Origin of the sequence: Kitasatospora sp. NPDC056731 (assembly GCF_040687675.1) — a bacterium.
Lineage (GTDB): Bacteria > Actinomycetota > Actinomycetes > Streptomycetales > Streptomycetaceae > Kitasatospora.
In genome coordinates this window covers 46,362-58,886 of sequence record NZ_JBFBNR010000035.1, presented here as the reverse complement: position 1 = coordinate 58,886, position 12,525 = coordinate 46,362, and the positions used below count along the sequence as shown (strand labels likewise).

Genomic DNA, 12,525 nt, shown 5'->3' with positions numbered 1-12,525 from the left:
CACCATCGGGCTCGTGGTCAACCCGGTCGCCGGACTCGGCGGCCGGGTCGGCCTCAAGGGCAGCGACGGCGCCGAGGTCCAGCAGCGGGCCCGCACCCTCGGCGCCCGGCCGGCCGCGACCTCCCGTGCTGAACTGATGCTCCGTCAGTTCGTAGTGCTCGCACCGCAACTGACCCTGCTGACAGCGGCCGGGCCGATGGGCGCGGACGCGGCGCGGGCGGCCGGCCTCGACGCGACGGTGGTCCACCGGCCCGCCGGCCCGGGCACCACGGCGGCGGACACCCGCGCGGCCGTCCGCGCCCTCGTCGCGGCCGGCGCCCGCCTGCTGCTGTTCTGCGGCGGCGACGGCACGGCCCGCGACGTCCTCGACGCGCTCGGGTCGCTCGGCCCGCTCGGCCCGGAGCCCGGCCCGCCCGTCCTCGGCATCCCGGCCGGCGTCAAGATGCACTCCGCCGTCTTCGCCGTCCACCCCCGCGCCGCCGCCGAGGTAGCCGCGGCCTGGGCGGGCGGCGGCGTCCGGCTGGCGCCTGCCGAGGTCGTGGACCGCGACGAGGCGGCACTACGCGAGAGCCGGGTGTCCGCGCGCCTGCACGGGTGGCTGACCGTCCCGGTCCTGCCCGCCCGGGTCCAGCAGCGCAAGACCGGCAGCTCCACCGCCGACTCCGAGGCGCTGGGCGGCATCGCCGCCGAGGTCGCCGAACGCGTCGGGGTCGGCGGGCTGCTCGCCCTCGGCCCGGGCGGCACGACGCACGCCGTCGCCACGGCACTCGGCGCGGCGGACGCCTGCCTGACCGGCGTCGACGTGCTCCGCCTCCAACCCGGCGGCACCGCCCGCGTCGTGATCCGCGACGCCCGGGCCGACCAACTGCTGGCCCTTCCCGCCGCCCCGTGGATCGCGCTCTCGCCGATCGGCGGCCAGGGCTTCCTGCTCGGCCGCGGCAACCAGCAGTTCACCCCCGAACTGCTGCGCGCCGCCGGCCGCGAGCGGCTGCTCGTCCTCGCCACCGAGGCGAAGCTCGCCGCCCTCGCGGGCCGCCCGCTGCTGCTGGACACCGGCGACCCGGAGCTGGACGACGCCCTGTCCGGGCACGTCCGGGTGATCACCGGCCGCCACGCCAGCGCCGTCTACCGCCTGACCGCCTGAACCCCGCCCCCCCTGAGACCCCCTGAAGAGGAGCCCCCAGTGATCGACCTCCACGGCAAGCGCGCCCTCGTCACCGGCGCCGCCTCCGGCATCGGCCGGGCCACCGCCGCACTGCTGGCCGAACTCGGCGCGGCCGTCGTCCTCGCCGACCTCGACGCCGACCGCGGCGAGCAGGCCGCCAAGGAGACCGGCGGCACCTTCGTCCGCTGCGACGTCTCCCAACGCGCCGACTGCGAACGGGCCGTGCGCACCGCCGTCGACCTGCACGGCGGCGTCGACGTGCTGTTCAACAACGCCGGGATCATCCGTCGGTCCACCGTCTGCGACATCACCGACGACGACTGGGACCTGGTGATGGCCGTCAACGTCCGCTCCGTCATGCTGCTCAGCGGGCTGGTCGTGCCGCTGATGGCCGCGAACGGCGGCGGCAGCATCATCAACACCGGCTCCGGCTGGGGCATCCGGGGCGGCGGCCGGGCCGTCTCCTACTGCGCCTCCAAGGGCGCCGTCGTCAACATGACCCGGGCCATGGCCATCGACCACGGCCCCGACAACATCCGCGTCAACTGCGTGTGCCCCGGCGACACCAACACCGGTATGCTCGCCGAGGAGGCCCGCCAGCTCGGCGAGAGCCCGGACGCCTTCTACGCCGACGCCGCCGACCGACCGCTCGGCCGCATCGGCCAGCCTCGGGACATCGCCCAGACGGTCGCCTTCCTCGCCAGTGACGCCTCCACGTTCGTCAGCGGCGCGATCATCGCCGTGGACGGCGCCGGGACCGCCTGACCAGTCGCCCGGCCGGTACGCTACGGACCGAGGAAGAAGGGAAAGCCCGATGGCGATCGAGCGGCGTCCGCTGCGCGAACAGGTGAAGGACGAACTCCTGGAGCGGCTGGGCCACGGCCGGTTCACCCCCGGCGAGTCGATCAACGAGGTCCACCTCGCGGAGGAACTGGGCGTCAGCCGCACCCCGTTGCGCGAGGCGCTGATCAGTCTGGAGCGCGAGGGCATCATCACCAGCGAGCGCGGCAAGGGCTTTCGCTTCGCACCCACCGGCCGACAGGAGTTCCTCGACCTCACGGCCATCCTGATCGCCCTGGAGTCGCTGGCGCTGCGGACCTCCGACCGCGCGCACCTCTCGGCCATCGCGCCCCGGCTGCTGGCGGAGGCCCGCGCCTTCTCCGCACCCCAGGCCCCGCACGGCACCATAGAGCGCTACGACGACGCCTGGCACGCGCTGTTGCTCTCCGGCTGCTCCAACGCCCGGCTGCGCGAGCTGATCGACTCGCTCAAACTCACCCTCCACCGCTACGAGCGGGTGGTCGTCGGCGACCACGAGATCCTCGAACGCGCCGCCGAGGAGCACGAGCGGATCGCCCAGTGCCTCCTCGACGACGACATGGAGCAGGCCGTCGCCGCCCTGGAGGCGAACTGGACCAGTGGCATGGAACGGATCATGGAGCGCCTGCCGGCCCTCGGCGTCCGCTGACGCGCGCTCCCCCGCGGCCGGGACGTCACTCCTCGTCGGACCGGCCGCGGACGCAGGTCAGCACTCCGGCCACGGCCGCGAGCTGCGCGGTGAGCCCACCGGCGTCGCCCTGCCCCTGCACCGACAGGGCGACCTCGACGGGCTTCTCGGAGACCTCGCCGGGGAGTTCCCCGTCCGTGCCGGACAGCGTGCGCAGCTCGAAGACGGCGAATCCGGCCCGGGTGCACTGGTCCAGCACGTCCCGCAGCACCCCCCTGCCGGGACGGTAGACGATGCGGTACGAGACCGCGGGCCGGTGCAGCGCGGGCAGGCGGTTGAGCAACGGCCTGATCGCGTAGGACGCGAGGAAGTACGCCGCGACGGTCAGCGCCGCGAGCAGCGGCAGGCCCGCGGCCGCGGCGGAGCCCACCGCCGCGGTGAGCCAGATCGTGGCCGCCGTCGTCAGCCCCTGCACCCAGCCCCGGTGCACGAAGATCACCCCGGCGCCGATGAAGCCCAGCCCCGACACGATCTGCGCGGCCATCCGCGACGGGTCCAGCACGACGGTGCCCTCGCGCATCACGTCGGCGAAACCGTACTTGCTCACCAGGGTGAACAGCGCCGCGCCGCTGCCCACCGTCGTGTACGTCCGCAGGCCCGCGGACTTCTGGCGGATCTGCCGCTCGACCCCGATCAGGCCGGAGAGCAGGAAGGCGAACAGGAACTCCAGTACCTGGACCGACCCCTGACCGGACGGCCCGACCGCCCATTGAACCGCTGCCATAGCCCTGACGCCTCTTCTCCGCCGCACCGCCGGCCCCGGACGTGGTGAACCATGCTAGGGCCCGGTGCCCGGCGGCGTGGCCTCCTCCCGGAAGGCGCGGGGTCGATTCCACGTCAATTCCCGCCGGTTCCCCACCCGTCGGCGCGCGCGGACGGCCTGGGCCGGACCGAGGCGAGCAGGGCGGCCGGGTCGGGGTTCTTCTGGAGGCCCGGCAGCAACAGTTCCCACAGGTCGCACAGGCGCTCCTCGATGGTGCGCCGTCCGTCGATCGCGTCGGAGACGGTGTGCAGCCCGAAGAAGGCGCAGATCACGCCGTGGGCCGTGGTCGACGGGTCGACCCGGGCGGCGAGCTCGCCCTCGCTGCCCGCCCGTTCGAGCAGGACGCGGACGGTGTCGATCCACCCCACGAACGGCACCGGGAGGTCGGCGTCGATGGCCGCGCGCTCGGACCAGAGCCGGGCGCCGGCCCTGACCACGACGTCGTCGCGGAAGGCCCGCGCCACCGCGAAGCTCAGCCGGACGAGTTGCTCCAGCGCCGGCACCGGCGTGCGGGTGTGGCGCGCGACGAGCTCCGGCCAGGTGGCGAAGTGCGCTTCGATCACGGCGCGGGCCAGGTTCTCCTTGCTGGTGTAGTGGAAGTAGATGGCCCCGCTCGTCCTGCCGGAGGCCGCGCTGATGTCGCTGATGCTGGTGCCCGCGTACCCGCGTTCGTCGAACAATCGCGCAGCTGATTCGAGGACTGACCTCCGTGTCGTCTCCGCCCGATTCTGCACGCGCCTCTGCCTTTTCAAGATCACCCCGGCTTTTCGCACGCACTGTAGTGATCTGCGGGCCGGAGCGCCAACTGACGACATGCGAAACCAAGGAGATTGATATTTTCTGTAAATATGAAGATGCTGGATTTCCTCCCCTCCTCGGCGGCCCGGCATCCTGCCCGACCGCTCAGCTGGTCCCGCACGGTCCCCCGTGAACTGGTCCACCGCGCCGCCGTGGCGGAGGTGCTGCTGACCGACGTCCGGGCCCGAGGCGGCGACCGCTTCGAGGCGGCGGCCCAGTGGCCCCGCTCCCACCCCACCTTCCCGCGCGGACGCGGGGAGCGGCACGACCCGCTGATCGCCGTGGAGACCGCCCGCCAGCTGGGCATCTACCTGCCGCTGCGCCACTACGGGGTGCCGGCCGACACGCACCTGCTGATCACCGACGTGTCCTGCCGGGTCGACCCGGCGGCCGAGCCGCGCGGCGACGGCCCGGCGGCGGTCCTCTGCCGGGCCCAGGTGCACGGCCTGCGGACCTCGGCCGAAAACCACCGGCCCACCGGCATGCGGCTGCGGGTCGACTGCTCCGCGCGGGGAGTGGTGTTCGCCCGGATCGAGGGCGGCACACGCTTCGTCGAACGGCCTGCCTACCCGGCCCTGCGCGGCACCGCGCTGGCCGGGGATCCCGCGGATTCCGGCCCGCCCCCCGACCCCCCGTCACCGGCGGAGGTCGGCGTCGCCCTGCCCTCCGACGTGCTGGTGACGCGCGCGGGCAGCGGTTCGCGGGCGAGTGATGGTTCGCGGGCGGACGACGCGCTCCTGATCTGCCCGGCCGACCCGGCGCACCCGTTCTTCTTCGACCACTCGTCCGATCACATGCCCGGCATGGTGCTGCTGGAGGCGGCCCGACAGGCCGCGGCACTGCGGAGCGCGGGGCGGCTGTCGCACCCCGTCGACTACCGGATGAAGGCGGTGCGGTTCACCGAGTTCGCCCCCCTCCCGGAAGTCGACATCACCGAGTACGAGCATTTGTGCGTTTTTCATATTCGTCAGAACGGTCATATCACCGCCGTGGGGTCGCTGGGCTATTGAAGTAAAGACCCGGCAAATCTAGGGCCGCCAAGTTTGACCGCGAAACATATCGATCGTAACGTTGCGATCGTTATGTTCCGGGTCGTTTTCTCCGATCCGGACGCCGAGGCGCGTCGTTCCGCCGCACTCCAGATTCCGGCCCCGGACAGGTCGGCAAAAGCGGCCACGGCCCAGGTCATGGTCGGCCCCCCTCGTCCCGACGCGCACTCCGGCGAATCCCACAGAGCCAATCCCACCTGAAGGGCGTAGGCATGACCGTGGAGAGAATCAACGACTGGACCCCTGCAGCGGTCGTCTTCGACTGCGACGGCACGCTGATGGACAGCGAGTCGCACTGGCACCAGGCCCGTGCGGAGGTGCTGCGAGGCTACGGACTCACGGCCGGACCGGAGTTCACGGCGCGCGCGGCCGGGTTGCACTACTCGGACTGCGGGCGGCTGATGGCCGAGACCGCCGGCGACCCCTCGCTGGCGCCGGAGCTGACCGACCGGCTGCTGGTGAGCTTCCGGGCGCTCGTCGACGCCGACCCGGTCCCGATGCCGGGCGCGGCCGAACTGGTCGGCCGGCTCAGCGGGTTCGTCCCGCTGGCGGTCGCCAGCAACTGCCCGCGCGACGTGATCGAGGCCGGACTCGGCGGCGCCGGACTGCTCGAACACTTCGAGCACATCGTGGTCCCGGCCGAGGGGATCGGGCCCAAGCCGGCGCCGGACGTCTACCTGACCGCCGCCCGGCTCTGCGGCGCCGAGCCCACCGACTGCCTCGCCGTGGAGGACACCTTCTGCGGCATCCGCTCGGCCGTCCTGGCGGGGCTGCGGGTGATCGGTGTCGGGCCGAACCCGTCGGCCGAGGCGCGGGAGGCGGTCGACCTGTGGGTCGCCACCCTGGGCGAGCCGGGACTGCTCGACTGGGTCCGGCGCCGGAGCGCTCTCGCCCTCACCAGCTGAGCAGCCCCCGGCGGGGCGGCCCCTGACCGAACAGCCCCCGGCCGAACAACCCCTGGCCGAGCAGCGCCCGGCGGAGCGCAAGCCGGCTGGGGAGCCGGCTGGGCGCCGCCCGGCCGGGGCCGGGCGGTCACGGGCCGGCGGGGGCCGGCTCGGGGCCGCACAGCGGATCGGGCCCGCCGAACGCGGTGTCGGTGGACGCGGTGTCGGTCGGCGCGGTGTCGGCGGACGCACTGTCAGCAGCGCTGTCGTCGAGCAGCACGCCGTCCAGCGTCCGCGGCACCGCGTGCGCGGAGGCGAACAGCAGCGCGATGCCCACGGCGCCCGGGTCGGGCACTCCCGAGGCCCGTTCGCCGAGGTAGCTGGCCCGGCCGCGGCGGGCCCGCAGGGCCCTGGTCCGGCGGACGCCCGCCGCGGCGGCGGCGGCGGCCGCGGCGAGGCAGTCGTCCGGGCGGGCATCGGGAGTGCAGCCGCGCAGGGCCAGTGCGGCCGGGTGCAGGGCGTCGACGAGCGTCTTGTCACCCGGCCGCGCCTCCCCCACCCGCTGGACGGCCTCCAGCGCCGCCGTCGCTCCCCGGGCGAGGGCCGGGCCGGTCAGCGGGCCGGCGCCGACGGCCGCCGCCAGCTCCTGGAGCACCAGGCCGAAGAGCGGCCCGCTCGTCCCGCCGACCTCGTCCAGGAAAGCGCCCGCCGCCGCGCCCAGCGGTACCGCCGCGGCCTGGCGCCCCGGCGGCAGCCGGTCCAGCGCGGCCAGGGCGCACCGCACGCCGGTGAGCAGGTTGACGCCGAAGTCGCCGTCCCCGGCGGCCTGGTCGAGCCGGGTGAGCTCCTCCTCGGTGGCCGCGACGGTCTCGGCGAACCGTCGCATCCAGCCCGCCGTGAAGAGGCCGTCGAAGGCCTTCGTGCCCGTCATCTCCTGACCTCCTGGTGACCGGGGGCCGGCGCCGATTGCGCGACCGGCCAGGCCGCCGTGTACGCGGGGGCGTCGAGCAGCGCGAGCGTCTGCTCGTCGGCGGCGAGCAGGGTGATCGAGAACCCCCGCATGTCGAGGGCGGTGACGTAGTCGCCGACCAGGCTGCGCGCCAGGCGGCGCCCGCCGGCGTCCAGGACGGCGGCCAGTTCGTACAGGACCGCGTACAGCTCCAGGCCGGTGGTCGCGCCCAGCCCGTTGACCAGCGCGACCAGGGGGGCGCGGGCCGGGCGCAGCGCCTCCAGCAGGCGCAGCGCCATCCGGCCCACCAGGACGGCCAGCGGTTCGCACTCCAGGGAGAGTTCGGCCCGTTCGCCGTGGATGCCGACCCCGAACTCGACCGTCCGGTCCGACACCTCGAAGGCCGGCCGGCCGGTGGCCGGGGAGGTGTGTGCGGCGCCGGCCACCGCGATGCTGCGGCAGCGCCCGGCCAACTCGGCTCCCAGCAGGGAGAGTTCCGCCAGTCCGAGCCCGAGGTCGGCGGCCGCTCCGAGGATCTTCTGCACCAGGACGGTGGCCGCCGTCCCGCGCCGGCCGGCGGCGACGGACTCGGACTCGGAGGCGAGGTCGTCGTCCACCAGGACCCTGGCGCACGGTATGCCCTGGCGGTGCAGCCGTTCGGCCGCGATGCCGAAGTTGATCCGGTCGCCGGTGTAGTTCTTCACGATGTGCAGGACGCCGTCCTCGCCGGCGACCGCGCGCGAGGCCTCGAAGATCTGCCGGTTGTGCGGTGAGGCGAAGATCCGGCCCGGGCAGGCGGCGTCGAGCATGCCCCGGCCGACGAATCCGACGTGCAGGGGCTCGTGCCCGGAGCCGCCGCCGGAGAGCAGTCCGACCCGACGCCCGGGGGCCCGGTCACGGGCGCGGACGAATCCGAGGTCGGGGTCGTGGACGACGAGCGATGGGTGGGCCCGGGCGAATCCGGCGAGTGCGCTCGCCACCAGGGCGTCCTGATCGGTTTCGAGGTAAGGGGCCACGTCCGGCTCCGCTCGGTAGGGCGGCCGCGCTGCGCGCGATCGCCGATCACGTTCACCCATGCTTGGGCAGGCGCCCGCGCGCGGCAACCCGCAGACGGAAGTGCGCGAGGGCCCGGGACGGCCGCCCGGCGGGCGGTTCGGGGCCTTCGGGGCGCCGGCGCTTCGCAGGGGCGCGGCACCCACTCGGGTGATGTCGCGCCCGCCGGTCCGGCGGGCCCGGGCCCCGGGTTTCCCCCCGCTTCCGCACGGTCTCCCGGTGTCCGGGCCGTAATCCGTTCCCGGAGTTCCGGTGGCGGCCGGATGGTATCCGGAGTTTTGACATTCCGCTTAAAGTCATACAGTCTTCTCGGCATGTCTGACCGTCACCCGATCGAGTGCGCCGCCATCGAGCTGGCGCTGATCGGCGTGGCCGCGCACTGCGTTTCCGACAATCTCTGTCGCTGAATCCGCCTGTCCCGACGCGTAGCGGTGATCGCCGCCCCGGGACGTCGCCCCTCCCTGCGGGCGCGGTGCCGCTCACTCTCCTCACGGCCTCACTGTCGCCCGCCTTCCTCCGTACACCATCGGTAGCGAAAGGCCCCCTTTCCGATGTCTCGAACCACCTTCACCCCCCGCCGCCTCGCCGCGGCGACCGTCACCGTCGCCCTGGCCGTCGGAGTCGCGGCGTGCGGACCGAAGGGCGACGGCGGTGGAAGCACCGGCAAGGACGCCGCGCCGCAGCAGGGCGGCACCCTCACCGTCCTCAACCAGAACCCGCAGGACCAGTTCGACCCCGCACGGCTCTACACCTCCGGCGGCGGCAACGTGCCCTCCCTGGTCTTCCGCACCCTCACCACCCGCAACCGGGCCGACGGCGCGGCCGGCACCAAGGTCGTCCCCGACCTCGCCACCGACACCGGCACCCCCTCGGACGGCGCGACGGTGTGGACGTACCACCTCAAGGACGGCCTGAAGTACGAGGACGGCTCGGCGATCACCACCGCCGATATCAAGTACGGCATCGAAAGGTCATTCGCCCCCGAACTCTCCGGCGGGGCGCCATTCCTGAGGGACTGGCTGGTCGGCGCCGCCGACTACCAGGGCCCGTACAAGGACGGCCGCGCTCTGGACGCGATCGAGACCCCGGACGAGAAGACCATCACCTTCCGCCTCAACAAGCCCGAGGGCGACTTCCCGTACCTGGCCACCCAGACGCAGTTCGCCCCCGTCCCGAAGGCCAAGGACACCGGCACGAAGTACCAGGAACACCCCGTCTCCTCCGGCCCCTACCAGGTCGTCAAGAACGAGAACGACGGCGCGCACCTCGTCCTCAAGCGCAACCCCAACTGGTCCGCGGCCAACGACGAGCAGCGCAAGGCGTACCCGGACACCGTCGACGTGCAGTCCGGGCTCGACCCGGCGGTGATCAACCAGCGGCTCTCCGCCGGCACCGGCGCCGACGCGGCCGCCGTCACCACCGACACCAACCTCGGCCCCTCCGAGCTCGCCCAGGTGAAGGACGACAAGGCCCTCGCCGCCCGCGTCGGCACCGGCCACTTCGGCTACGTCAACTACCTGGCGTTCAACCCCAAGGTCAAGCCCTTCGACAACCCCAAGGTCCGGCAGGCCGTCGCCTACGCGCTCAACCGCACCTCGGTCGTCAACGCCGCCGGCGGCTCCTCGCTCGCCGAGGCCGCCACCACCTACCTGCCCACCCAGGAGACCTTCGGGTACACGCCGTACGACCCGTTCCCGGCCGGCGCCACCGGCAACCCGGAGAAGGCCAAGGAGCTGCTGAAGGAGGCCGGCTACCCGGACGGCCTGACCATCACGCTCACCCACTCCACCGAATCGGGCAAGGGCTACGGCCCGAACCTGGCCACCGCCGTCCAGGACGGCCTGAAGGCGGCCGGGATCACCGTCCAGCTCGACGCCCTGGACTCCACCAGGTACTCCAAGACGATCCACACCGTCAGCACCGAACCCGGCCTGTTCCTCTCCGGCTGGGGCGCCGACTGGCCCTCCGGCGGCCCGTTCCTCGCGCCGATCTTCGACGGCCGGCAGATCGTCACCGACGGCTACAACTTCAACTCCGCGCAGCTGGACGACCCGTCGGTGAACGACGAGATCGACCAGATCAACAAGATCACCGACCACGCCGAGGCCGCCAAGCGCTGGGGCGCCCTGGACAAGCGGATCGGCGACCAGGCCCTCACCGTCCCGCTGTTCCACCCCGTCTACAAGCGGCTGTCGGGCAAGGACGTCCGCAACATCGTCATCAGCGACTGGACCGGCGTGCTCGACATCTCCCAGGTCGCGGTCAAGTAGCGGGCGGGATCGGACGGATCGGTCAGACAACCATGGCTCCACAGGAACCCCAGGCCGGGGAGGCCCTCGCGGCCTCCCCGGCCGCCGGGGGCCGGACGGTGTGGCGGCGGCTGCTCGCGCGGCGCGCCGTCCTCGCCGCCGGCCTCGTCATCGCCCTGCTCGCCCTGATCGCGGCAGCGGCACCGCTGCTCAGCGCGATCGAGGGCCAGGACCCCACCAGCTACCACAACGACCTGCTCGACTCGGCGGCCGGCGGGGTGCCCACCGGCTCCTTCGGCGGCGTCAGCGCCGAGCACTGGCTCGGCGTCGAACCCGGCACCGGGCGCGACGTGTTCGCCCGACTGGTCCACGGCGCCCGGATCTCACTGCTCGTCGCCGTCGGCGCCACCCTCGTCCAGGTCACCATCGGCGTCCTGCTCGGCCTCGCCGCGGGCCTCGGCAGCCGGCTGCTCGACCAGCTGATCGGCAACACCACCGAGGTCATGCTCGCGCTGCCCTCGCTGGTCTTCGCCATCTCGCTGATGGCCGTCGTGCCCTCCGACTTCCCCCGCCCGCTCCTGCTGACCCTGGTCATCGGGCTGCTCGGCTGGGCCGGCACCGCCCGGCTGGTCCGGGCGCAGACGCTCAGCCTCCGCCAGCTCGACTACGTGGCCGCGGCCCGGCTCGCCGGCGCCACCCGCTGGCGGATCGCCCGCCGGGAGCTGCTGCCGTCCCTGGCCGCGCCCGTCATCACCTACGCCGCGGTGCTGCTGCCGTCCAACGTGATCGCCGAGGCCGGGCTGTCCTTCCTCGGCGTGGGCGTCAAGCCGCCGACCTCGTCGTGGGGCCAGATGCTCTCCGGCGCGACCACCTGGTTCCGCGCCGACCCGATGTACGTGCTGCTCCCGTCCGCGCTGCTGTTCGCCACGGTGCTCGCCTTCACCGTGCTCGGCGACGCCGTCCGCACCGAGCTCGACCCCCGCGCGGCCTCCCGGCTGCGGGTCGGAACGGCGCGCGACGCCGGCTCGTCGGGCAGCGGTTCGTCGGGCAGCGGTTCGTCGGACCCCGCCCGCCCCGGACCGTCGGCCGCCGCCGCCGAGGAGGCCACCGCATGACCCGCTTCCTGTTCCGCAGGGCCATCGGCATGGTCGGCGTCCTGCTCGCCATCTCGCTGATCGTCTACGCGGTCTTCTACATCGCCCCCGGCGACCCCGCCCAGCTGGCCTGCGGCGAGAAGTGCAGCCCCGCCCAGGTCCTCCAGGTGCGCGAACGCCTCGGCCTCGACGCACCGGTCTACCTCCAGTACGCCCACTTCCTCCAGGGCGTCGTCGCCGGCCGCGACTTCAGCGCCGGAACGGGCCTGCTGCACTGCCCGGCGCCGTGCCTGGGCGTCTCCTACCGCAGCGGCGAGCAGGTCACCGACATGATCGCCGCCCGGCTCCCGGTGACGGCCTCACTCGCGCTCGGCGCGATGGTGCTCTGGCTGGCCCTCGGGGTCGGCACCGGGCTGCTCTCCGCGCTGCGCCGGGGCCGCCTCAGCGAGCGGCTGCTGACCGCGCTGACGCTGGCCGGCAACTCCATCCCGGTCTTCGTCATCGGCCTGGTGCTGCTCATCGTCCTGTGCGCCCAGCTCCAGTGGCTGCCGTTCCCGAGCTACGTACCGCTCACCGAGGACCCGCAGCAGTGGTTCTGGGGCCTGCTGCTGCCCTGGGTCTCGCTCGCGCTCATCGAGTCCGCCAAGTACGCCCGGCTGACCCGCTCGTCCATGCTGGAGACCCTCGCCGACGACCACATCCGGACCTTCCGGGCGTACGGCGTCAGCGAGCGGCGCCTGGTGACCAGGCATGCGCTGCGCGGCGCGCTCACCCCGGTGATCGCGCTCACCGCCATGGACCTCGGGACGATGTTCGGGTCCGCCGTGCTGACGGAGTCGCTGTTCGGGCTCCCGGGGCTCGGCAAGCTGCTGGTCAGCTCGGTCAGCCTGATCGACCTGCCGACCGTCGTCGGCCTCACCCTCGTCACCGGGTTCGCCGTGGTCCTCGCCAACGTCGTCGCGGACGTGCTCTACGCGGTGACCGATCGAAGGGTGGTCCTGACGTGAGCGCCGA

Annotated in this window: 12 protein-coding genes and 1 pseudogene; 9 read left to right on the top strand and 4 right to left on the bottom strand. The window is 73.3% G+C overall.

Features of this window, described 5'->3' with window-relative positions; genetic code table 11:
* Nucleotides 1-13 precede the first annotated feature (13 nt).
* The 3 genes from AB0R04_RS29085 to AB0R04_RS29075 are packed head-to-tail and all read left to right on the top strand — an operon-like array spanning nucleotide 14 to nucleotide 2,633.
* Nucleotides 14-1,144, top strand: coding sequence for an NAD(+)/NADH kinase (locus tag AB0R04_RS29085; protein ID WP_363376438.1), 1,131 nt, complete (start codon nucleotides 14-16; stop codon nucleotides 1,142-1,144).
* 39 nt (nucleotides 1,145-1,183) lie between these two features.
* Nucleotides 1,184-1,930, top strand: coding sequence for a glucose 1-dehydrogenase (locus AB0R04_RS29080; RefSeq protein ID WP_063345842.1), 747 nt, complete (start codon nucleotides 1,184-1,186; stop codon nucleotides 1,928-1,930).
* Nucleotides 1,931-1,979: 49 nt separating this feature from the next.
* Nucleotides 1,980-2,633: a GntR family transcriptional regulator gene (locus tag AB0R04_RS29075; protein WP_063345843.1), complete on the top strand. Its 654-nt coding sequence runs from the start codon at nucleotides 1,980-1,982 to the stop codon at nucleotides 2,631-2,633.
* 25 nt (nucleotides 2,634-2,658) lie between these two features.
* Here AB0R04_RS29075 and AB0R04_RS29070 read toward each other — a convergent pair whose 3' ends face one another.
* Nucleotides 2,659-3,396, bottom strand: coding sequence for an MgtC/SapB family protein (locus AB0R04_RS29070; protein ID WP_363376435.1), 738 nt, complete (start codon nucleotides 3,394-3,396; stop codon nucleotides 2,659-2,661).
* 113 nt (nucleotides 3,397-3,509) lie between these two features.
* Nucleotides 3,510-4,169 (bottom strand): ScbR family autoregulator-binding transcription factor, encoded by a 660-nt coding sequence (locus AB0R04_RS29065; RefSeq protein WP_363376432.1) that lies wholly within the window; start codon nucleotides 4,167-4,169, stop codon nucleotides 3,510-3,512.
* A gap of 114 nt (nucleotides 4,170-4,283) precedes the next feature.
* Between AB0R04_RS29065 and AB0R04_RS29060 the strand changes: the two genes are divergently transcribed.
* A complete protein-coding gene (locus AB0R04_RS29060; protein ID WP_363376430.1) occupies nucleotides 4,284-5,243 on the top strand; it encodes a ScbA/BarX family gamma-butyrolactone biosynthesis protein in 960 nt (319 codons plus the stop codon).
* 251 nt (nucleotides 5,244-5,494) lie between these two features.
* The gene (locus AB0R04_RS29055; RefSeq protein ID WP_063345846.1) at nucleotides 5,495-6,187 is read left to right on the top strand and encodes an HAD family phosphatase; all 693 of its coding nucleotides are present in this window, start codon (nucleotides 5,495-5,497) and stop codon (nucleotides 6,185-6,187) included.
* Nucleotides 6,188-6,473: 286 nt separating this feature from the next.
* Here AB0R04_RS29055 and dhaL read toward each other — a convergent pair.
* Together dhaL and AB0R04_RS29045 are read right to left on the bottom strand one after the other, a co-directional pair.
* A pseudogene (gene dhaL / locus AB0R04_RS29050) lies at nucleotides 6,474-7,097 on the bottom strand (dihydroxyacetone kinase subunit DhaL); the annotation flags it as partial.
* Entirely contained in the window at nucleotides 7,094-8,131 is a 1,038-nt protein-coding gene (locus tag AB0R04_RS29045) for a dihydroxyacetone kinase subunit DhaK (RefSeq protein WP_063345848.1), read from the bottom strand. The gene AB0R04_RS29045 and the pseudogene dhaL, both read right to left, overlap by 4 nt.
* 351 nt (nucleotides 8,132-8,482) lie before the next feature.
* Here AB0R04_RS29045 and AB0R04_RS29040 point away from each other — a divergent pair, with 351 nt between their 5' ends.
* The 4 genes from AB0R04_RS29040 to AB0R04_RS29025 all read left to right on the top strand — a co-directional run bounded on the left by AB0R04_RS29040 (nucleotide 8,483) and on the right by AB0R04_RS29025 (nucleotide 12,518).
* Entirely contained in the window at nucleotides 8,483-8,575 is a 93-nt protein-coding gene (locus AB0R04_RS29040) for an Ms4533A family Cys-rich leader peptide (RefSeq protein ID WP_317620150.1), read from the top strand.
* A 144-nt stretch (nucleotides 8,576-8,719) separates the two neighbouring features.
* Nucleotides 8,720-10,438, top strand: a complete 1,719-nt coding sequence (locus tag AB0R04_RS29035; protein ID WP_363376425.1) for an ABC transporter substrate-binding protein — start codon at nucleotides 8,720-8,722, stop codon at nucleotides 10,436-10,438.
* A gap of 32 nt (nucleotides 10,439-10,470) precedes the next feature.
* A complete protein-coding gene (locus AB0R04_RS29030; RefSeq protein WP_363376422.1) occupies nucleotides 10,471-11,532 on the top strand; it encodes an ABC transporter permease in 1,062 nt (353 codons plus the stop codon).
* On the top strand, nucleotides 11,529-12,518 hold the full coding sequence (locus AB0R04_RS29025) for an ABC transporter permease (RefSeq protein ID WP_063345850.1): 990 nt from the start codon (nucleotides 11,529-11,531) through the stop codon (nucleotides 12,516-12,518). The genes AB0R04_RS29030 and AB0R04_RS29025 overlap by 4 nt, the downstream gene beginning before the upstream one ends.
* Nucleotides 12,519-12,525 lie beyond the last annotated feature (7 nt).

Bases quoted from the DNA above. Each gene is read 5' to 3' on its own strand.
- AB0R04_RS29030 (WP_363376422.1), top strand. From the start codon at position 10,471: ATGGCTCCACAGGAACCCCAGGCCGGGGAGGCCCTCGCGGCCTCCCCG.
- AB0R04_RS29060 (WP_363376430.1), top strand. From the start codon at position 4,284: ATGAAGATGCTGGATTTCCTCCCCTCCTCGGCGGCCCGGCATCCTGCC.
- AB0R04_RS29070 (WP_363376435.1), bottom strand. From the start codon at position 3,396: ATGGCAGCGGTTCAATGGGCGGTCGGGCCGTCCGGTCAGGGGTCGGTC.
- AB0R04_RS29040 (WP_317620150.1), top strand. From the start codon at position 8,483: ATGTCTGACCGTCACCCGATCGAGTGCGCCGCCATCGAGCTGGCGCTG.
- AB0R04_RS29025 (WP_063345850.1), top strand. From the start codon at position 11,529: ATGACCCGCTTCCTGTTCCGCAGGGCCATCGGCATGGTCGGCGTCCTG.
- AB0R04_RS29055 (WP_063345846.1), top strand. From the start codon at position 5,495: ATGACCGTGGAGAGAATCAACGACTGGACCCCTGCAGCGGTCGTCTTC.
- AB0R04_RS29075 (WP_063345843.1), top strand. From the start codon at position 1,980: ATGGCGATCGAGCGGCGTCCGCTGCGCGAACAGGTGAAGGACGAACTC.
- AB0R04_RS29035 (WP_363376425.1), top strand. From the start codon at position 8,720: ATGTCTCGAACCACCTTCACCCCCCGCCGCCTCGCCGCGGCGACCGTC.